Genomic DNA, 19,314 nt, shown 5'->3' on the forward strand with positions numbered 1-19,314 from the left:
CCATAATTACTTATACATAATATCAACCGGGGAACGGATATTAAACCCCGCCTTCTTCCAGCCACTCTGCAATCCGCGGCACCATCTGATCAGTCAGCATATGCTCCATCTTGGGACCGGGCAGCGAATACAGGAAATACTTCCCATAATAAGATTCAATGACTCTGGTATCATATACAATAACAATTCCGCGGTCCTGTGCGGTGCGGACCAGCCTTCCGAAGCCTTGCTTGAATCGGATCACGGCCTGCGGGACAGACAGCTTCATGAAAGGATTCTTCTTCTGTGCCTGCAGCAGCTCTGATTTCGCTTCAGCCAGCGGATGATTTGGCGGCTGGAAGGGCAGTCTGACAATCGCCAGGCAGGTCAAAGCCTCCCCGGGAATATCTACACCCTCCCAGAAGCTGCTCGTACCGAGCAAGACAGACGCCGAACTGTCCTGGAACCGCCGGATCAGCTTGCTCCGGCTGCCGCCTTCTACACCCTGGCCTAGCACCATGATATCCTGCGAAGCCAACGCCTCTTTCAGCGGATCATAAACCTGGCGCAGCATCTTGTAGGATGTGAACAGTACGAGCATCCGCCCCCGTGTGGCCACTGCAGTTTCGGCCAGAGAATGGACCAGCGTATCTACAAAGCGGGCATCCCCAATGCTTCCCTTGACGCTCGGGAAATCACGCGGAATGACAAGCAGCGCCTGTTCGCGGTATTTGAACGGAGACGGAAGCAGTGCTGTCATCAGACGCCCCTGCTCTGCTGCCTCGCCAAGACCCAGATTATCTATCATGAACTGGAATGACTTATCCACAGACAAGGTGGCCGAGGTCAGGATGATACTCCTCTTCTTGTCGAAGAACAGCTCCCGCAGCTGGGTGCTGACATCCACCGGAACGGCATACATCTGCAGCGACTTGCCGCGGTAATTACCGCTCCCCTCCAGCCAGTACACAATATTCTCGTCATTCAGTCCCATAAAGAATCGGATCTGCTCTCTAATGGAGGCCAGGTCCTTGAACAACCCGCCGATATCCGTCACGAGGCTGTCCGATGAGGACTGGCTGTCCGTATCACGCATCTCACTAAGCATTTTATCACCCTTGCGGATGATATCGCTCAGGCTGAGGTTGAGTGTATTCTCCAGGGCAGCCAGCTCCTCCCACTCTTTGGGCTTCTTGCCCGGCTGCAGGCGTGCGACCAGCTGGCCGGCTTCACCAGCTCCGGCATCGCTGCGTTCAGGCAGCAGGGCGAAGAGCTTATCGCTAAGCGTATCCCAGGACTCCTTAACGGTAAGCAGATCCGGGTAGATCCGGTCGATGACGCCGCTCCATTCCGAAGCCTGCTCACTGCCGGACGATTGCAGAGTCTGGCGCAGAGCAGGCAGCTGTCCGCTCCGGCTGTCCTTGTACAGGCGGGTGAGCGTATGCGCTACGGTGAAGTATTTCATCTGCATGCCGAGGTGTTTGCCGGCTATATCCTCCAGATGATGAGCCTCATCTATAATGAGATGCTCGTAAGCCGGAAGCAGCTGATGCCCGGCCTTAACGTCTGCAAATAATTTGGAGTGATTGGTCACCACCACATCGGAAATTCCGGCTTCATGTTTAGCCCGGTGATAATAACATTTCCGGAACCAAGGGCACGAACGTCCCAGACAGGAGTCGGTATCACTGGCTACGGTCTCCCAGAAGTCACCGCCGCGCCCGCTTAAGTTAAGCTCTTCATCATCGCCTGTCTCCGTTTGGGTCAGCCAGACAATCATCTGAGCAGCGGTAAGCGCTTCTTCCCTGGGACTTATGAAGTCCTTTTTATTTATTCTATGTTCAAACTTGCGCAGACACAAATAGTGCCCTCTTCCCTTAAAGATCGCAGCCTTGAATGGAAATGGCACAACACTCGTCAAAAGAGGGATGTCGCGCTCACGCAGCTGATCCTGAAGGTTGATCGTATGCGTGCTGACCATGACCTTCTGATTGCTGCGGACACTGTGATAAATGGCCGGAAGCAGATACCCCAGCGATTTGCCGGTACCTGTGCCCGCTTCAATCAGCAGGTGCTTATCCTGATCAAGCGCCGTTATGACCTCATGGATCATCAGTTCCTGTGCCTCACGGCTCTCATACTGCGGAAGGGTGTCCTTCAGACGCTTGGTTACCTCTTCCATATACTCCCCGAAGGTAATATTCTGCAGCGGGTTGTCAGATCCTTCATCTCGCGGCGGAGCCAGCTCTGCCCAGTCACCTACAGCAAGTGCCAGCTGGCGGTAGAAGGTCAGGTCTCCTTCCGGCTGGAAGGTCTCCATTTCGCGCTCACGCTGCAGACCGTCGAAATACCAGGCCAGGTCACTGTCCTCATCGGCGAACAGCTCATTGAGACGCTGGATGGTCAGGAGAGGCAGGCTGTCCAGCTCCTCCATACATTTCAGCAGCACAAGCGCCGTCGCGAGGGCATCACTGTCCGCCTGATGCGGACGCTCATGCGTAAGGCCGAAATGACTGCTCACTGCCCCAAGCTGATAGGTAGTCAGCGAGGGAAAGCATATTTTGAGAAAATCGATGGTATCCAGAATCCGGCCCTGAAACGGCAAATAGCCGCAGCGGTCCAGCGCATTCTGCAAGAAATGAAAATCAAACGCCACATTATGTCCAACCAGCACAACATCATCGAGCAGAGGCACCAGTTCCATCATCATCTCATCAAGCTCCGGCGCATCCTGCACATCACTGTCTGTAATTCCGGTCAAGCCCGTAATAAAAGGAGGAATGGGTGCTCCGGGCTTGACAAAGGAACCATACACCCGGGAGATGGACCTGTCTTCTTCTATAATGGCAAGGCCAACCTGGATGATCTCACCCACAGATTGGGTTCCCGTAGTTTCAAAATCAAGCACGGCAAATTTCATTATAAGTTCTATTCCCTTTCACTTGAGACTCTTTATCAGCATAACAGAAGTTACGAAAAAAGGCGATGCACACCCCCTGGGAAGAAGGCCGCATCGCTTGAATGGATGAAAAGTAATTATAAAAGCGAGACCAGCTGATGTCCGAATTGAAGCTTTCCGCCCCGCTTGCGGCAAACCTCCAGATTAACGTTCGGCTCAGGGAGAGCGGGATCATGCAGGAGAGAAAGGCTGAACAGCTCACTTGCTTCATTAAAGCGTTCCTGGGAGGCTCTGATGCAGCCAAGCGCGTTATAGATCATCGCCTTCAGCTTCGTTTCACGGATGAGGCCAAGCATATGATTCAGATGGCCCCAAGCCGTCTCCGCTTCGCCTTCCTGCAGGTAAGCCATCGCCAGGTACAGGCGGGCAGCCAGACTGTCCGGGTGCCGGGCAGTGACTTCCTTGAACTGTTCGATACATTTGCGGTACATAAGCAGCTTATAATAGCCCTGTCCCCTGACAAAAGCATCCATAGCAAGCTCTGGCGCTTCCTCCTCAGGTGCTTCCTGCTCCTGCTCCGGTTGCGGCTGGAAATCCGCCTGATCGCGGAACTGGCTCAGCTTCTCGGCAAAGGCCAGCCATTCATCCATTACCTCATCGCTGATCCGGTGGAGCATATTATATTTGGATAAAAGGTCGTTGCGGCGGGCACCCTCCGCAGTAGGATAGTCAGTACTGATCTCCTGCAGCATCTTGTTCATCTCAGCAAATAAATGTTGAAACACCGGACATCCCACCCTTACTGATAATGAAGTCAGCTTAAGCTTGCCTGACTTCATTTTTCACAAGTCGGGGTGTCTTCATCCCTGCCATTGATTACATGGCTCAAACAGCGGGGTTTAGGCAATCGTCGCGTGGATCTCATGATCCGCCAGCTTCACCGGCTGATTGTCGGCATCTACAAACACAACAGTCGGCTTGTGGGCCGCCAGCTCTTCGGATGACAGCATGGCGTAAGAAATAATGATCACAGTATCCCCCGGCTGTACCAGGCGAGCGGCTGCACCGTTCAGACAAATAACGCCGCTGCCGCGCGGCCCCGGGATCACATAGGTTTCCAGCCGGGAACCATTGTTGTTATCCACGATCTGCACTTTCTCGTTCTCCAGCAAATCCGCGGCTTCCATCAGATTCTCATCTATGGTAATGCTGCCGACATAATTTAAATTGGCTTCGGTGACGGTAGCACGGTGAATTTTGGATTTCATCATATGTCTAAACAAGAGCGTGAGCCTCCTTGGGAATAAATACATTATTGTCGATCAGGCGGGTTCTGCCGAATTTCACGGCAAGTGCCATAATCACCTCTCCGCCGGCAGCACTCAGCTTACTGCCGCCTTCCAGGCTCTCCAGATCAGGGAAAGTCAGGATTTCCGCGTAATCGATGACCGCGAGCGGGGATTCAGCAATAACCGAAACCAGCAGCTCCCGCGCCTCATTCACTGTTCTCACCTTGCCGTCTTCCAGAGCCTGGCGCACTTCACGCAAGGAGCGGGACAACACCAGTGCCTGTCTGCGCTCTTCAGCGCTCAGATAGACATTGCGTGAGCTCAGGGCCAGTCCGTCTTCTTCCCGCACAATCGGACAGGCGATAATTTCCACATTCATATTCAGATCAGCCACCATCCGGCGGAGAACAGCTACCTGCTGGGCATCCTTCAGCCCGAAGAAGGCATAATCCGGCTGTACAATATTAAACAGCTTGCTCACCACCGTAGTCACTCCGTCAAAATGGCCCGGACGAGAAGCTCCGCAGAGCTGTGTAGTAAGTGAAGACACCGAAACTCCCGTGCGGATCGGCTGGGGATACATTTCCTCGACACTTGGGATAAATACAATATCCGCACCCTCGCGTTCAGCAAGCGCCAGATCACGCTGCTCATCGCGGGGATAGGAAGCGAAATCCTCATTAGGGCCAAACTGCAGCGGATTGACAAATATACTCATCACTACTGTGCCGCTCTTCTCACCTGCTGCGCGCAGCAGGCTCGCATGGCCTTCATGCAGATACCCCATGGTAGGTACAAAACCGACCGGCCCATGGCCGCCTTGACGCATATATTCCAGCGCTTCACGCATCTGTGCAATTGTTCTGACTACTCTCATCTTATTTTGCTCCTTTGCCGGCACCGCCGTATAGGGATTCCAGTACTGTTTCATCCGCGTTAAACACATGTTCCTCCGCCGGGAAGGAGCGGTCTTTCACTTCCCGGACATAGCTGCTGATGCCTTCACGGATCAGACTGCCGACATCGGCATAGGTTTTGACAAACCGTTTCTCCCGGTAAGGGGAGGCATAGCGCAGCACATCATGGAACACCAGCACCTGACCGTCACAATAGCGGCCCGCACCAATGCCGATGGTCGGAATGCTGACAGCCTTGGAGATGGCGGCCGCCACTTCTTCCGTTACCAGTTCGAGGACGATACCGAAGGCACCGGCAGCTTCAAGCGCCTTTGCCTCATCGATCAGCCGCTGTGCATCCTTGGCATCCTTGCCCTGAATCCGGTAGCCGCCGATCATATTGACCGATTGCGGAGTCAAGCCGATGTGTCCGAGTACAGGCACTCCGGCGGCAACTACAGCGGATACTGCTGCGCAGATTTCAAGGCCGCCTTCCATTTTGACGGCATGGGCCTGGCCTTCCTGCATTAGCCTGCGCACCCCGCGCAAGGTCTCATCCACACTTCCGTGATACGTCATGAAGGGCATATCCGCGATTATAAACGTGTTCTGCGCCCCGCGCTTCACAGAGCGGGTGTGGTAGACCATATCGTCTATGGTAACCGGCAGGGTTGTATCGTAACCAAGCACGACATTCCCTAGTGAGTCGCCTACCAGAATCAGGTCGACGCCTGCCTCCTCGGCCAGGAGGGCCGAAGGATAATCATAAGCGGTCAGCATGCTCAGCGGCACACCGTCCGTTTTCATTTTTTTCATTTTGATAATATTCAGCGGATGTTTCTCAGCCATTAGCTCTCATTCCCCTTTTCCATAAAATACGCGTTACCGCGCAAACAAAAAAACCTTTTAGCATGGTCCGCTAAAAAGGTCCGAAGGGCAAAAAAGAGTCACTCGCGATCGTCCCTTCTGTCTCGGTCCTTACGGCTCAGAGCAGAATCCAACGTAACCGTTACATACAGTTATGAAGGTAAATCCGGTAAACAACTTCTTAAAAGGTTCAGTGGCATGAAGTACAGCTCGCCCGCAAGCGATGCCGCCTCTGAAGCTATTATAACAAAATCTGCAGACAATTACACCTAAAAATATGACATAAGGCGGCATATTCCGGTGCTCAGATGATTTCGATCTCTCCTGACAATACGCTTGTAATCTCGCCAGCGCTATTGCGCAGCCGCAATCCTCCGTTGTCATCCAGACCTACTGCGGTGGCTTCGCTGCGGCCTTGCGGCGTATTCACACACACCTGGCGCCCCAGCGTTACCGACATCGATTCCCACAGTTCCCTGATAGGCTGAAAGCCCTGCTCTATGTAAAGAGTGTACAGATATTCGAGCTCTTCCAGCACCGCATCAGCAAGCCTGGTACGGTCGACGGGAATGCCCCCGCCTTCAATCAGCAGCGAAGTACCAATCCCCTGCAGCTCGGCGGGGTAATCGTCATTTGTCAGATTGACAGCAATGCCGATCCCCGCGATGCAGTAATGAAGGCCTCCCTCCCTCAGGGAGGATTCAAGCAGAATACCGCAGATTTTGCGCCCGCCGGCCAGCAGATCATTAGGCCACTTGATACCGGCAGGAACCCCGGTAACCTCACGGATTGCCGTGCAGACAGCAACCCCTGCCAGCAAAGTCAGCTGCGGGGTCAGGGACAGCGGGAGATTCGGACGCAGCACCAGGCTCATCCAGATTCCCTTGCCGCGCGGGGAATGCCATTTGCGGCCCATTCTGCCCCGGCCGCCGGTCTGCTCCTCGGCCATAATTGCGGTGCCCTCAGGAGCCCCATTCTCGGCAAGCTTCTTGGCTTCCTCCTGGGTGGACGCCACCGAATCCATCCGGACGATTTCGCCAGGCCAGCCGGAAACGAAATCCTCCCGCTTCATGAGGCGAAGCGGCAGGGTATCATCACTGTTCATCTCTATCCATCCTTTGTGCTTCCTGCAGCAATAATTGTTTGTCATTTGCAATAGCGCCGGCTGCTGCTGCCAGCAGCAGCTTATGCAGCAGCACGCCAAGCCAAGGCCCGGGCCGCTTCTGCAGCAGCTCTGCCAGCTCATGGCCCGTAACCGCCAGCTCCGCGAGACTGCGGAGCGGCATGGCCGCGGTCCAGGAGCGCAGGAGCTGCGCACGAGGTCCGGCGGGGACATCCTGGCCAGCCGGGACGGCGCCAGTGCTAATTGCTGGCGCCGCGGAAGCCTCCGCCGCCGCCAGCAGCGTCAGCCACCCTTCGGCGGCTGACTGGCCGTGGGCCAGCACGGCGGCGATCCACCGCCGCCGCAGGCCCTCCGTGGCGCCCGGGTCCTCCGGCCGCGCCGAAGACAGAGCCGCGTCCCAGGCTTCGCGGACGCGCAGTACGGCGGCGGCGCTGCTGCGCGCCGCCCCCGGGAACGTCCATGCCCGCAGGAGCTCATCCGCCGCAGCGGCGGACGATCCCAGTGCATGCAGCAGGAGCGCCCACCGCAGGCGGGCGTCCTGCAGGTCTCCGAGACCGGCTGTACGGGCGGCGGCTGCCGCCAGGTCACTGCCGGTCCAGGGGAACGGCGCTTTGCCGCGCGGCAGCAGGCCGCTGCGCAGCAGGAGGCCCAGCCCGCGCTGCGGGTGCGGACCTTCCACGATGCGCTCGACCTCCGCGCGCACCCGCTCCACAGCAATATGCGCCAGCTTGTCCCGCTGGCGCATCAGGCCGCGCCACGTATTCTTGGCGATGGCGAAATCCAGCACGGAGGCGAAGCGCACGCAGCGCAGCATCCGCAGCGCATCCTCGCCGAAGCGTTCCTCCGCCTTGCCCACACAGCGGATCCGGCGGAGCTGAAGATCCCGCTCACCGCCGAAGGGATCAACCAGCACACCATCCATACCGGAGCACATGGCGTTGATCGTGAAATCACGGCGGCGGAGGTCCTCCTTCACATCGCTCACAAAAAAGACGTGCTCCGGACGGCGGTGATCGGCATAGCCGCTCTCCGTCCGGTACGTCGTAACTTCAAAGCTATAACCATCCTGCAGCACAGTGACCGTGCCATGAGCCAGCCCGGTAGGAACACAGCGCGGAAACAGGGCCATAACCTCCTCCGGCAGTGCAGAGGTGGTAAGATCCATATCATGCACAGGTCTGCCAAGCAGTTCATCGCGCAGGCAGCCGCCGACGAAATAAGCCTCATGGCCGCCGTCCAGCAGGCCGGTGATTACGGTGCCGGCGGCTTCCGCCATGCCGGATGATGCCATTGTCCATTCCATGCCGTACTCCTTACCCCCGGATATGATCAAGGCCCAGTACCTTGCGTCCTAGCACACGGTAATATATATCTTCATATTGATTCGTAATCATATCTCTGCTGAAATCATTACAGGCCCGTTCCAGACAGGCTCGTCTGAACCTTTCGGCCAAAGCATCATCCGAGAGCAGCTTAACCGCATATTCAGCCATAGAATCCGTATCCCCCACCGGGGCGAGGAATCCGGTTTTGCCATGCTGGATCAGCTCCGGAATTCCTCCGGTCTGCGATCCGATTGTCGGAACGCCGCAGGCCATCGCTTCCAGCGCAACGAGCCCGAAGCTCTCCTTCTCTGAAGGGAGCAGCAGCAGGTCAGCCAGTGAGATCACCTGGGCGATTTCATCCTGCTTCCCCAGAAACCGGACTTTGTCGTCCAGCCCCATCTCGCTGATCTTGGCCTGGATCTTCGGCAGATCAGGACCTTCGCCCACCAGAAGCAGGCGGGAAGGCAGATGCTTGTTCACCTTCGCGAACACATCCACCACATCACTTACCCGCTTAACCGGACGGAAGTTACTGATATGCATCAGGATCTTCTCATCCGGTGAAGCGAAATCGCCGCGCAGGTCCGTGACATCACGGGGATAATAAACCCGTTTGTCCACGAAATTATAGGTCAGGTCAATCTCACGGGTAATATCAAGCACTTTGCGCGTTTCCTTGATCAGATCCTGAGATACTGCCGTCACTGCATCGCTTTCATTAATGCCGAGACGGATCAGATCCTTAAGCGATTCATCCTGGCCCAGAACCGTAATATCAGTCCCGTGCAGCGTGGTAACAACCTTAATGTCATTACCCAGCATCTGCTTCGCCAGAAAAGCACAGACCGCATGAGGCACCGCATAATGGACATGGAACAAGTCCAGCTTCTGCATTTTGGCCACCTGGGCCATCTTGGTCGCCAGTGCGAGATCATAAGGCGGATAACGGAACACATAATAATCGTTAACCTCTACCTCATGATAGAATATATTTTTTTGAAACGTTCCCAGCCGGAACGGGATGCTGTGTGTAATAAAGTGGACCTCATGGCCTTTCTCGGCCAAAAGCTTGCCCAGTTCAGTCGCCACTACGCCCGAGCCGCCAAGAGACGGATAACAAGTGATGCCTATTTTCAGCCGGTCCATAGCTCCGCCCCTTCATTTGACATAAATCTATTACTACAAGTAATGACATGAATTTATTATAGTTGTTTTTCGGGCTTTTTCAAATCAGGGCCTTATTTACCGGGAGTACCGAACAAGCCCACCGTATGCGGCACCTTGCCCGCGAACCCTTCGGCATAAGGAATGAGCCTCCGCTGCCCGAGCAGCATATCTCTCGAACGTACACGCTCGATATAGCCTTCTGTTAAGGGTGTCTTCACGGCATCCTCCCCAGGGAGTATACCAAATTGCGACCGGTAGCAGGTTAAAGCCTGCTCCTTGAGCGGATATTGTTCTGTTACATCGACAATCAGATCGGTACGGCCCAGATCGTTAATGAAATAGAAATATAATTGCGGCTCAGGAACAGCAGGCAGGTCCGGCATATATTTACGCAGCTTGGCGTTAAATACGGCCTCTTCCACCAGCTTGCTGCAGGCGATATGATCCGGGTGCCTGTCCTCCCAATAAGGAGCGAACACTATGGAAGGCGCATAACGGCGGATTTCCGCAGTCACGGCCGCCAGATGGCTCTCTGTCATATAGAGCCCCCGGTCAGGAAGACCGAGGTTCGTGCGCACCGCAGCCCCCAGCACCTCCGCAGCCTGCTGTGCCTCAAGTTTACGCAGCTCCACCGTTCCGTTCGAAGACATTTCCGCCTGTGTCAGATCACACAACCCCACTTGGAAGCCGGCAGCAGTGTGTTTGGCGATGGTTCCCGCCATGCCGATCTCCGCATCATCGGCATGAGCGCCGAATACCAGAATGTCGAGTTTCATTATTCATCCACACCCGGTTTGTATTTATGTACCAGCTCGCGCCAGCCGAAATCTCCGCGGTCGATCGCCTTGACCAGAATTTCCGCTGTAGCAATATTGGTTGCCACCGGAATCCCGTATACATCACACAGACGGAGCAGTGCCGTGATATCCGGTTCATGCGGCTGGGCCATCAGCGGATCGCGCAGGAAAATAATCAAATCCAGCTCATCTGTTGCCACCATCGAGCCAATTTGCTGATCTCCGCCCAGCGGGCCGGACATATAGCGGTGAATGATGAGTTTGGTTGCTTCCATAATCCGTTGTCCGGTGGTTCCGGTCGAATATAACTGATGCCCTTCAAATACATGCTCATAGGCGGTTACGAAATTGACCATCTCATCTTTCTTGCGGTCATGTGCGATAAAAGCGATTTTTAACATATTGCTCTCCCCTGTCTATTCTATAAAATGCTCAAACCCGTAGACCAAACCGGTATAACCCATCACCTTCTGGATTCCCATCTTGACTCCCGGCATGTAACCGGCGCGCTCGTATGAATCATGGCGGATCTTAAGTGATTGTCCGAACCCGCCGAAGACCACTTCCTCCTGGGCGAATACACCGGGAAGCCGAACGCTGTGAATCCGGAATCCGTTATAGTAACCGCCGCGCGATCCCTCAATAATCTCTTCTTCCTCCGGATGCCCCTGGCGGAGTTCTTGCCGCGCCTCTGAGATCATCTCTGCCGTTTTGATGGCCGTTCCTGAAGGTGCATCCAGCTTCTGGTCTCCATGATACTCGATAATCTCCAGATGCGGGAAATATTTGGCAGCCTGGGCCGCGAATTTCATTAGAAGAATGGCTCCGATGGAGAAGTTCGGCGCAATGAGTCCGCCGATCTCCTGCTCCTGACATTGCTTGTCCAGCTCGGCGATCTGCTCAGGCGTAAATCCGGTAGTTCCGATCACCGGACGAACGCCGTATTTGATAGCCAGGGCAGTGTTGGTGTAGGCTGATTGCGGAATGGTAAAGTCCACCAGCACATCTGCAGCAACTCCTGCAAGAGCTGCCTCCAGGTCCGAAGTCACCCGAACACCACAATCCTCAAGGCCAACCAGCCGGCCGGCATCGCTGTCGCCCGCAGAGCGGTCGACAGCTGCAGCCAGCTCCAGTTCATCATCCTGCAGTACCAGCCTAACAACCTCTTTGCCCATTCTGCCTCCGGCTCCGGAGACAATAACCCTGATCTTGTTGCTCAAATTAATTCCTCCCCGCTTTCCCTGGCTCTTATATTATTGTATATATTTTTGCAGTGATTTCTGCAGATCCTTCATCAGCTGGCGCAGTCCGGTATCATCCGGGTGCAGCGACATGACTTCTTTCAATACTGCTATCGCCTGCAGATGTTCATTCATCCGGCTGTGCGCAATAGCCAGCCATACATAAGCATCCCCATACAAGGGGTCCAGCGATACCGCTTGTTTCAGCAAGGTAACCGGATGATATGGATTCGCCGGTACGGCCGCCTCATCCTCCAGCAGCCTTTTTGCTTCCTGTACGAGCTGCAGTGCCTGTAAATGCTGGAGATGCAGCTCGTACTCCGGTTTGGAAACATCCAGTTTACGTGCAGCTACTGCATGTTCAAGCGCCTTCTCCAGCATGCCGCTGCGTGCATAAGTTATAGAGCAGCGGTATCTTACTTCAGCGTCATCCGGACTGGCTGCGATGGCCGCTTCGAACAAAGTAATCGCCTCAGCGAAGTCACTGCGCAGAATTGAGCGGTATGCCGCTTTTACATAGTCGTTATGATCCATATCCTCACCATCCTCACGGCTAAATCCCGTTCGTTTGGTACAGCATATGTAGTAAAGGCCTAATCGGTGTTTTTGGGCGTCCAGCGCCCGGCATCGCGGGTATTGAACTTGTGCATGACCTTGTTATGGGCTTCAGTGAGATCTATGCCCAGGGAATTGGCGAAACAAACGGTAATGAAGAGAATATCGCCCAGCTCCAGCTCGATCGAATTATCGGCTTCATCCGCTTTTTTCGGTTTCTCGCCAAACTGATGGTTTACTTCCCTTGCCAGCTCTCCGACTTCCTCGGACATCCGGGCCAGCATGGACAGCGGGCTGAAATAACCTTCTTTAAATTGTGAGATATAAGCATCAACCTCACGCTGAATGTCACCAAGACTTTTATCCATAAATTGTTGTTTCACCCCCCGTATGTTCTTGCCTTCTGTTTGCCCCTATGTTATCGTAAAGACGTTTTGAAGACAAATCTTTTTTGAAAGTCTTCCTGGATTTGCAGCTTTATCCGTGAGAATAACTACCTATAAACTGCCCATTTAGAGGCATAGGCGAGGGATTATATGAAATCATCAATTAAATTTAGCACCATCAGCAAAACCATTGCCCCCATCATGCTGGGTGCTGCAATCTACGCATTCGGACTTCTGTACTTCATTGTACCCAACCAGCTGATGGAAGGCGGAGTAACCGGGATTACCATCCTGCTCAACTATGCCTTCAGCATACCTATCTTCTTGACCACGCTGCTGCTGAATCTCCCGCTCTTTCTGCTCGGCTGGAAGGTGCTGGGCGCCAATCAAATCGTCTATACAGGCCTAGGTATCGGCTCCTTGTCCTTTTTCCTCTGGCTGTTCGAAAGAATGATTGATGCCGGATGGATTGTAACGTTCAGCACAGAGCATGATTTCATACTTGCTTCATTATATGCCGGGGTAACACTGGGGCTGGGCCTGGGGATTGTCTTCCGCTTCGGCGGCACCACCGGGGGTGTAGATATTGTAGCGCGGATTCTCGGACGCAAGTTCGGCTGGAGCATGGGGCAGATCATTCTGGCAGTCGATGTGATCATTATCGGAGCTTCCCTGCTCTATATCCCCCGTGAAAAAATATTGTACACACTGGTAGCCGTCTTCATCTCGTCACGCGTCATTGATTTCATCCAGGAGGGGGCTTATGCGGCCAAAGCGTTCACCATCATCAGTGATGATGCTCCGCAGATCGCCGAGCTGATTACGGCAGAGATGGAGCGCGGCGTTACACTGATCCCGGCGATTGGAGCCTATTCCAAACAGGCGAAGCATATGGTGTACTGCGTTGTTTCCAGACAGGAGATCCGCCGGCTCAGCCTGCTGGTCAAGTCCGTCGACCCCAAGGCATTCGTCATTATCAGCGACGTTCATGATGTGCACGGCGAAGGCTTCCGGGAGACCTGATCAGCTGAAGTAAAGCAATTAACATGAAATCCTGCACACTGTACAACTTTTCCCTCATGATCTTGGCCTTAATCCGAAAATGTTGTATTAAAGGCAACAATCCGCCTTCTCCAAACGGCTTAGCAGCAAAATTCTTGTACTCCATACAACAATCTTCCCGAATACACTGGTTTATAGAAAATCAAGTTGTAATATGTACAACATTTTACTTACTCATTAATTGCAGTTTCAGATGTACTAAAAAAGCTCCCTTCATCCGCATCAGCGGGAAGAGAGCTTTTTAAAGTTTAAAAGATTCAAATGCCTAAAGGGAAGACCAGCTTCAGCGAATGTTTCCCTCCCAGCCTATACAGCCTTCCACTCCCCGTTCTGGCCCCGGTACTTGCGGTAGGCGGCGTAGGCCAGCACGGTAAGGATGAACGCACCTGCCAGCAGCCCCCAGGTTCCGTACTGCTGCGGAGCGAGCGGCAGTGACAACGCCGGCTCATCGCGCTCTTTACCGAACATGACCCGGGCTGCATCCTGCCCGTAGGACACAATCTCCAGCAGCCGGGCCCGTTCCACCGGCTGTGCGGAGGTGGCGGTTCCCTGTGCATAAGAGATCCAGGAATCAAACGTATTCACGGCCTCTGGCGGCCGGGAGATGATTACCGCCGGACGGATATTATTGTACCGGCTCTGCAGTCTGGCCAGAGCGGCCTTCCAGCTCTTCAGATCATTAGCGGCAGCGCTTTGCTCCATATCATTCAGATCCTCGCGGACCAGCTTGTAATACTGCAGCCACATCGGCTGCCGCGGGTGGTTCAGACTGTTCGCGGCGAGCCGGAGCCTGGCTGCGGCTGCTTCCCACCGCTGCGGGGAAGGCTCTACAGCCGCTACTGCAGACTTCATATCCATAATCACTGTGGACAATGCATTGATTCCTTCCACCGATGTTAATCCTTCGAAGGAAGAAGAGATGAAGATCTGCGAGACCGCCTCACTCTCCTGCCTTGCCTTGACCACATCCCCTTCAAGCACATAAGCATATAAGGCTTCCGCTGCCTGCTCCAGCCGCTGTGCCCCGCTTCTGCCGGTGAGGGCAGCGGGGTCACTAACGGCGACTCCTGTTGCCTCTATGTATGCTTCAGTTCCGGAATTCGCATCAGCAGCTTCTGCTTCCGCCAGAACTCTTCCTCCATGAATACCGGCCAGCAGCAAGCACAGCACAATCCCTGACAGTATGAACATTCTCCTGCGCGGCATGAGACATCCCTCCCACCTTAATGTATGGCGGAGGGACAAGAGTTAGAACAGCCTGTCAGTGCCTGTCAGCAGATTTGGCGGGAAGAGCTGGACGCCTTGTTCTGCCGCCGAATAACCACGCCGCAGCTGTGCTGAACAACGTAAGACCCATAGTGAAATACTGTACGGCACTGATATCATCATCCAGCACTGAAGGCAGCCACGGAAATACGCCCTCAGAATAATCGACCATATCATTCGCGAAAGTCCATAACAGCGCAACGGGCAGCATTCTGCGGAACGAGAAGAAACGGGCATAGATTAACGCTTCAACTGCCATCCCGGTATGGGATATCATCAGCATCCAGTCTTTCCAGGTGACCGTATCGCCCTGATAACCGCCGGCAACAATCATGCTGACTGCCCAGATGCCGTATTTCACCGATGTAACTACAGCCAGTGCCTCGATCAGCTGGCGCACCAAAGTTCCGGTAAGTCCCTTAGGCGGATATAGCAGCAGCAATAATGAAGCAGTAAAGAACAGGCTGGCCGTAGGACTGTCCGGAACAAAAGGAAGCAGCCAGTGCGGATAATTATCAGCGGTAAACGCCAGCTGATTGCCATACCACATGTATCCGTAAACCGTACCCAGAAGATTCACGATGAACAGCAGCCAAATGATCCTTCTGTCCCTGAATAATCTGTCAAACCAATGAACCGGCATATAGACAACTTCCTCCCGACTGTAGCAGCTTCAATTCAAAAAAAGCAAAAACCTGACCGCATGCACGATCAGGTTTGCGTTAATTTTATTTTACTGTTCGCTTTTTTGTTTGGCAAGCCAGCCGGCCAGATCGTCAATATCCTGCTCGGACAGCCCCGCTCCCATCGCGGTCTCGTACATCGGAGGCATTTGTCCTTTACCTTCTTTAATAATAGTAAGAATCGCTGCCTTATCATGCTTATCCCCGACCCCGCGCAGCGAAGGCGGACCGCCGGAACCCTTCATATCTACCGCGTGGCAGGATACGCAGGTGGCTTGCTTATAGAGTGCCATCGCCGGATCATCCTTGTCCACAATGGCAATGTCCTTCGTCTGGACGACACTGGTGGTCGGCAAGCCCGCCGCCCTGTTCTCGGCCGCTTTCTCCTCACGCTGCACATCCTCCGGAATCTGTCCCGTCTCTGCCATTTCGTGCTTGTATTCCGTCCAGGCGGTGTTGGTCAAGTAAACAATCGCCGCCAGGGACAGAAACATAAGAGAGGAAGCAATCGGTCTACGGTAGAACCGGCGTTCACGGCCCGTATCCAGAAAAGGGGCCAGAAGCAGCGAGCCAAACGCTACACCAGTCACGCCCAGCGTTCCCAGCACGATATAATCTCCCGATGCATAAGGCAGCTTGAGATACTGATAGAGAAACAAAAAGTACCAGTCCGGTATCGGAATAACCGTCGCTGTCGCATTTGCGGGAAACCCGAGCGGAGCCGGCTCCGATATCGTCAGAACCAGAATACCCACCAGCACCACTACGCCAACCATCCATTCCTTAAGCAGAAAGTTAGGTATAAAAGCTTCAGACTTGCCCGGATAGGCCGAATAGTCAGGAGGAGTAATGAACCCGTTGCCCCTGCGGACGCGGGAATCCCCTACGAATACCACCTTCTCTTTGGAGTCGTCTTTATGCGCCATGACCGTTCCTCCTAAAAGTTTTGTGAGCCTCTGCTTCTCGAACCGCTTCATACAAAACCCGCTTCGGAAGCATACTCTTAAGTTTTGTAAGCTTCATTTACAATGGGCCGGAAATCCCTTGTCTGCGGATCATAATGAAGTGTCCGACCAGCAGTATAAGCAGGACCGCCGGAAGGAAGAATACATGGAGGGCGAAGAAGCGGGTCAGTGTCTCGGCACCAACAATCGTACCGCCCTGCATCAGCTCCTTCAGCACCGGCCCCATAACCGGAACAGAGTTCGCGATCTCCAAGGTAACCTTAGTTGCAAAGTACGCTTTATTGTCCCAAGGCAACAGGTAGCCGGTTAATCCCAGTCCCAGCATGACGAAGAAAATCAGCATCCCGACTACCCAGTTCATTTCGCGCGGAGCCTTATAGGAGCCGGTGAAGAACACTCGCATTGTATGAAGAAACATCATGACAATAACCAGACTCGCCCCCCAGTGGTGCATTCCGCGGACAATCTGGCCGAAGGCGACCTTGGTCTGCAGATATTCCACACTGGCATAGGCATTTATGATATCGGGTACATAATACATCGTCAGAAACATGCCTGACAGAATCTGAATGACGGTTATGAAAAAAGTAAGTCCGCCGAAGCAGTATACAAAGGCTGAGAAGTGATGGGCCGGATTGACATGCTCGGGAACCTCGTGGTCGGCAACATCTCTCCATATCGGCGTAATATCCAGACGTTCATCAATCCAGTTATAGACATTTTTAAACATCGGATTCACGCCTCCTTATTAGCTTCAGTATTTGGAACGATGTCACCCAGATACACCCAGCCTCCGTCAATCTTGGTGGTGTACTGATCCAGCGGCTTCGGGGCAACCGCCAGATTCTTGCCCAGCTTCGTATAACGCGCCCCGTGGCAAGGGCAGTGATATTCATCCGGAAAAGCCTTGTCATTGTTCCACCCTACCGTACAGCCAAGGTGCTTGCAGACGGGTGAAAGCGCATAAATTTGTCCGCTCTCATCTTTCCGGATCCACGCCGTCAGCGTCGCTGTACTGGCATACCATCCGTCCTGCTGCGGCAGTTCAAAGGTGAACTCCTGTGGCACATCCGTAATTTTGGAAGTTTCGGCTACCTTGATAAAGTCTCCTTCGCCTTTTTTATGTAATATCGGGTCTACGGCAAAACGAATCATCGGCAGAATGGCTCCGGCTCCCATAAAAGCAGTGGCACCGCCTAGTGTGTAGGCCAAAAACTGTCTACGCGATATATCCTTCTTTTGGGGCTTTTCTTGCGGAAGCGGTTCCTGTTCTTCATTAAGGCTGCTCATACTGTGTGTAACCCCCTTTTCAAAATTTGAGAAGGCACCTGCAGAGTCCGTTCATAGGCATTTCTGGGAATAAATTCGTTTTCAATGAAAAATATCACATGACATATAAGTTCACCCTAATCATAGCTTAGGCACCAAAACCCGTCAAGAATATTGTCTAAATTGTGACAGGCATTTATTGCTGAATTCATAATAATTGTTGATTTTTCGTCACATTTAACTCATTTTCCATTCAACCACAATCTTTGGATTTCATCCCGTACACGGGAGCTTACAGAAGCATCAGAATCCCCCTTCAATCCAGGCAGGCAAAGGAGTAAATCGCTTTCATAAACCTTCTCCTCCAAAAGCGCCTCATTCGCAGATAACACGATGGCATACTGGAAACCAATGGATTTGACTTTTCGGCAGAGACCATTCAATAAGGCTATACTTTCAGCTCCCCCATACTGTACAGCCGGATAGGTCACCACCCGTCCCTGAAAAGGCTTCTCGACTAAATCGAGGAAATCCCGCTGCCGCTCCAGCGCTGCTACGGTCTCCGGAGGCGTCTCCGTGCCTTGAAGCCCTGTATACGGAATGACACAGGTATCATAGAAATGTCCATCCGCTTCCCAGGTCTTACGGTCAAAATCACTGAATTTCATCGTCTGGCCCCCTTCTTGCCGCTCAGCAGCTTTAAAAACATCATAAATGTAAAATACCCCCACAAAGTGAGGCTTTACCTTCGATGATAACACAGGTACTTTGCGGGAACCCCAAAACATGTAAAATCTTATCATTAAAAAAAAGAAATGCGCCAGGCGCATTTCCTTATGCCAAACTTTTCAGTTCTTCAGTCAGATTCCGGAAAGCCGCCTCATCTCCGGCAGCCAGCGCCGTGTCAATCTTCCGGTACAAGATGTCGGTACGACGCTTTCTTAACGCTTCATCCCAAACCATTTCTGCAGCAAGCCCCAGCATCACTTCATAAGTAGCCTTCATTTTGTCCATTCGATACACCTCCGCTGTTTAAGAGTTTCCGTATTCCAATGCCTTCTTCACGTAGCTATCACTGGTGCGCGCCATCCTCAGCAGATCCTGTTGCGTCAACTCACGGATCACTTTGGCCGGGGTGCCCAAGGAGAGCGTGTACGGCGGAATGATTTTGTTTTCGGTTACAATGGAGCCGGCTCCTATTAAAGCATATTCACCAATCTCTGCTCCGTTCAATACAATTGCTCCCATTCCGATTAATGTGCCTTTGCCTATCCGGCAGCCGTGGATAATCGCTGAATGGCCGACTGATATATCATCTCCCAGAATCAGCGGTAAACCCTCCGCCACATGACCCACTGTTCCATCTTGAATATTGCAGCGCTCTCCGATAATTACCGGAGCCAAATCTCCTCTGAGCACGGCATTGAACCAGACGCTGGACTGTTTCCCCATTCTTACATCGCCCACCAGCTTAGCGCCTTCCGCCACATAGACTGATTCATCAAGCTGCGGTATGTAACTCCCATAAGCAATCCGCATCGCTCT

22 protein-coding genes are annotated in these 19,314 nt (G+C 53.4%); 1 reads left to right on the forward strand and 21 read right to left on the reverse strand.

Going from position 1 to position 19,314, the window contains the following annotated elements; translation table 11 throughout:
- Positions 1-40: 40 nt before the first annotated feature.
- The 13 genes from dinG to PBOR_RS22285 form a co-directional block, all read right to left on the reverse strand.
- Complete coding sequence (gene dinG / locus PBOR_RS22225; RefSeq protein ID WP_042215461.1) at positions 41-2,899, reverse strand: ATP-dependent DNA helicase DinG; 2,859 nt, start codon at positions 2,897-2,899, stop codon at positions 41-43.
- A 116-nt stretch (positions 2,900-3,015) separates the two neighbouring features.
- Complete coding sequence (locus PBOR_RS22230; protein ID WP_042215464.1) at positions 3,016-3,663, reverse strand: tetratricopeptide repeat protein; 648 nt, start codon at positions 3,661-3,663, stop codon at positions 3,016-3,018.
- A gap of 114 nt (positions 3,664-3,777) precedes the next feature.
- Positions 3,778-4,161 (reverse strand): aspartate 1-decarboxylase, encoded by a 384-nt coding sequence (gene panD / locus PBOR_RS22235; RefSeq protein WP_042215466.1) that lies wholly within the window; start codon positions 4,159-4,161, stop codon positions 3,778-3,780.
- Positions 4,154-5,044, reverse strand: coding sequence for a pantoate--beta-alanine ligase (panC, locus tag PBOR_RS22240; RefSeq protein ID WP_042215468.1), 891 nt, complete (start codon positions 5,042-5,044; stop codon positions 4,154-4,156). Before panC ends, panD begins: the two co-directional genes overlap by 8 nt.
- Position 5,045: 1 nt before the next feature.
- Positions 5,046-5,912, reverse strand: a complete 867-nt coding sequence (panB, locus tag PBOR_RS22245; RefSeq protein WP_042215470.1) for a 3-methyl-2-oxobutanoate hydroxymethyltransferase — start codon at positions 5,910-5,912, stop codon at positions 5,046-5,048.
- 322 nt (positions 5,913-6,234) lie between these two features.
- The gene (locus tag PBOR_RS22250; RefSeq protein ID WP_052429601.1) at positions 6,235-7,035 is read right to left on the reverse strand and encodes a biotin--[acetyl-CoA-carboxylase] ligase; all 801 of its coding nucleotides are present in this window, start codon (positions 7,033-7,035) and stop codon (positions 6,235-6,237) included.
- Positions 7,025-8,356, reverse strand: a complete 1,332-nt coding sequence (locus PBOR_RS22255) for a CCA tRNA nucleotidyltransferase (RefSeq protein WP_052429602.1) — start codon at positions 8,354-8,356, stop codon at positions 7,025-7,027. The genes PBOR_RS22250 and PBOR_RS22255 overlap by 11 nt, the downstream gene beginning before the upstream one ends.
- A 10-nt stretch (positions 8,357-8,366) precedes the next feature.
- Complete coding sequence (gene bshA / locus PBOR_RS22260) at positions 8,367-9,524, reverse strand: N-acetyl-alpha-D-glucosaminyl L-malate synthase BshA (RefSeq protein WP_042215472.1); 1,158 nt, start codon at positions 9,522-9,524, stop codon at positions 8,367-8,369.
- Between the two features lie 92 nt (positions 9,525-9,616).
- Complete coding sequence (bshB1, locus tag PBOR_RS22265) at positions 9,617-10,321, reverse strand: bacillithiol biosynthesis deacetylase BshB1 (RefSeq protein ID WP_042215475.1); 705 nt, start codon at positions 10,319-10,321, stop codon at positions 9,617-9,619.
- Positions 10,321-10,743, reverse strand: a complete 423-nt coding sequence (gene mgsA, locus PBOR_RS22270) for a methylglyoxal synthase (RefSeq protein WP_042215477.1) — start codon at positions 10,741-10,743, stop codon at positions 10,321-10,323. The genes bshB1 and mgsA overlap by 1 nt, the downstream gene beginning before the upstream one ends.
- Positions 10,744-10,758: 15 nt before the next feature.
- Complete coding sequence (gene dapB / locus PBOR_RS22275) at positions 10,759-11,562, reverse strand: 4-hydroxy-tetrahydrodipicolinate reductase (RefSeq protein ID WP_042215480.1); 804 nt, start codon at positions 11,560-11,562, stop codon at positions 10,759-10,761.
- Between the two features lie 33 nt (positions 11,563-11,595).
- On the reverse strand, positions 11,596-12,117 hold the full coding sequence (locus PBOR_RS22280; RefSeq protein WP_042215482.1) for a tetratricopeptide repeat protein: 522 nt from the start codon (positions 12,115-12,117) through the stop codon (positions 11,596-11,598).
- A 59-nt stretch (positions 12,118-12,176) separates the two neighbouring features.
- Entirely contained in the window at positions 12,177-12,506 is a 330-nt protein-coding gene (locus tag PBOR_RS22285; RefSeq protein WP_036698080.1) for a nucleotide pyrophosphohydrolase, read from the reverse strand.
- Positions 12,507-12,674: 168 nt separating this feature from the next.
- Between PBOR_RS22285 and PBOR_RS22290 the strand changes: the two genes are divergently transcribed.
- A complete protein-coding gene (locus PBOR_RS22290) occupies positions 12,675-13,547 on the forward strand; it encodes a YitT family protein (RefSeq protein ID WP_042215485.1) in 873 nt (290 codons plus the stop codon).
- A 345-nt stretch (positions 13,548-13,892) separates the two neighbouring features.
- Here PBOR_RS22290 and PBOR_RS22295 read toward each other — a convergent pair whose 3' ends face one another.
- From PBOR_RS22295 to PBOR_RS22330, 8 genes are all read right to left on the reverse strand, one after another.
- Positions 13,893-14,792 (reverse strand): sporulation protein YpjB, encoded by a 900-nt coding sequence (locus tag PBOR_RS22295; protein WP_052429603.1) that lies wholly within the window; start codon positions 14,790-14,792, stop codon positions 13,893-13,895.
- A gap of 55 nt (positions 14,793-14,847) precedes the next feature.
- On the reverse strand, positions 14,848-15,495 hold the full coding sequence (locus tag PBOR_RS22300; RefSeq protein WP_042215487.1) for a DUF1405 domain-containing protein: 648 nt from the start codon (positions 15,493-15,495) through the stop codon (positions 14,848-14,850).
- Positions 15,496-15,585: 90 nt separating this feature from the next.
- Positions 15,586-16,461 carry a menaquinol-cytochrome c reductase cytochrome b/c subunit gene (locus PBOR_RS22305; protein WP_042215489.1) on the reverse strand — a complete coding sequence of 292 codons (876 nt, stop codon included), beginning with the start codon at positions 16,459-16,461 and terminating at the stop codon, positions 15,586-15,588.
- Between the two features lie 97 nt (positions 16,462-16,558).
- On the reverse strand, positions 16,559-17,230 hold the full coding sequence (gene qcrB, locus PBOR_RS22310) for a menaquinol-cytochrome c reductase cytochrome b subunit (protein WP_020427667.1): 672 nt from the start codon (positions 17,228-17,230) through the stop codon (positions 16,559-16,561).
- 5 nt (positions 17,231-17,235) lie between these two features.
- Positions 17,236-17,790, reverse strand: coding sequence for a Rieske (2Fe-2S) protein (locus PBOR_RS22315; RefSeq protein ID WP_042215490.1), 555 nt, complete (start codon positions 17,788-17,790; stop codon positions 17,236-17,238).
- Between the two features lie 221 nt (positions 17,791-18,011).
- The gene (locus tag PBOR_RS22320) at positions 18,012-18,437 is read right to left on the reverse strand and encodes a DUF2487 family protein (RefSeq protein WP_042215492.1); all 426 of its coding nucleotides are present in this window, start codon (positions 18,435-18,437) and stop codon (positions 18,012-18,014) included.
- A 166-nt stretch (positions 18,438-18,603) separates the two neighbouring features.
- On the reverse strand, positions 18,604-18,783 hold the full coding sequence (locus tag PBOR_RS22325; RefSeq protein WP_039309877.1) for an IDEAL domain-containing protein: 180 nt from the start codon (positions 18,781-18,783) through the stop codon (positions 18,604-18,606).
- 18 nt (positions 18,784-18,801) lie between these two features.
- On the reverse strand, positions 18,802-19,308 hold the full coding sequence (locus tag PBOR_RS22330; protein ID WP_042215494.1) for a gamma carbonic anhydrase family protein: 507 nt from the start codon (positions 19,306-19,308) through the stop codon (positions 18,802-18,804).
- Between the last annotated feature and the right edge of the window lie 6 nt (positions 19,309-19,314).

Source organism: Paenibacillus borealis (genome assembly GCF_000758665.1).
GTDB lineage: Bacteria > Bacillota > Bacilli > Paenibacillales > Paenibacillaceae > Paenibacillus_AQ > Paenibacillus_AQ borealis.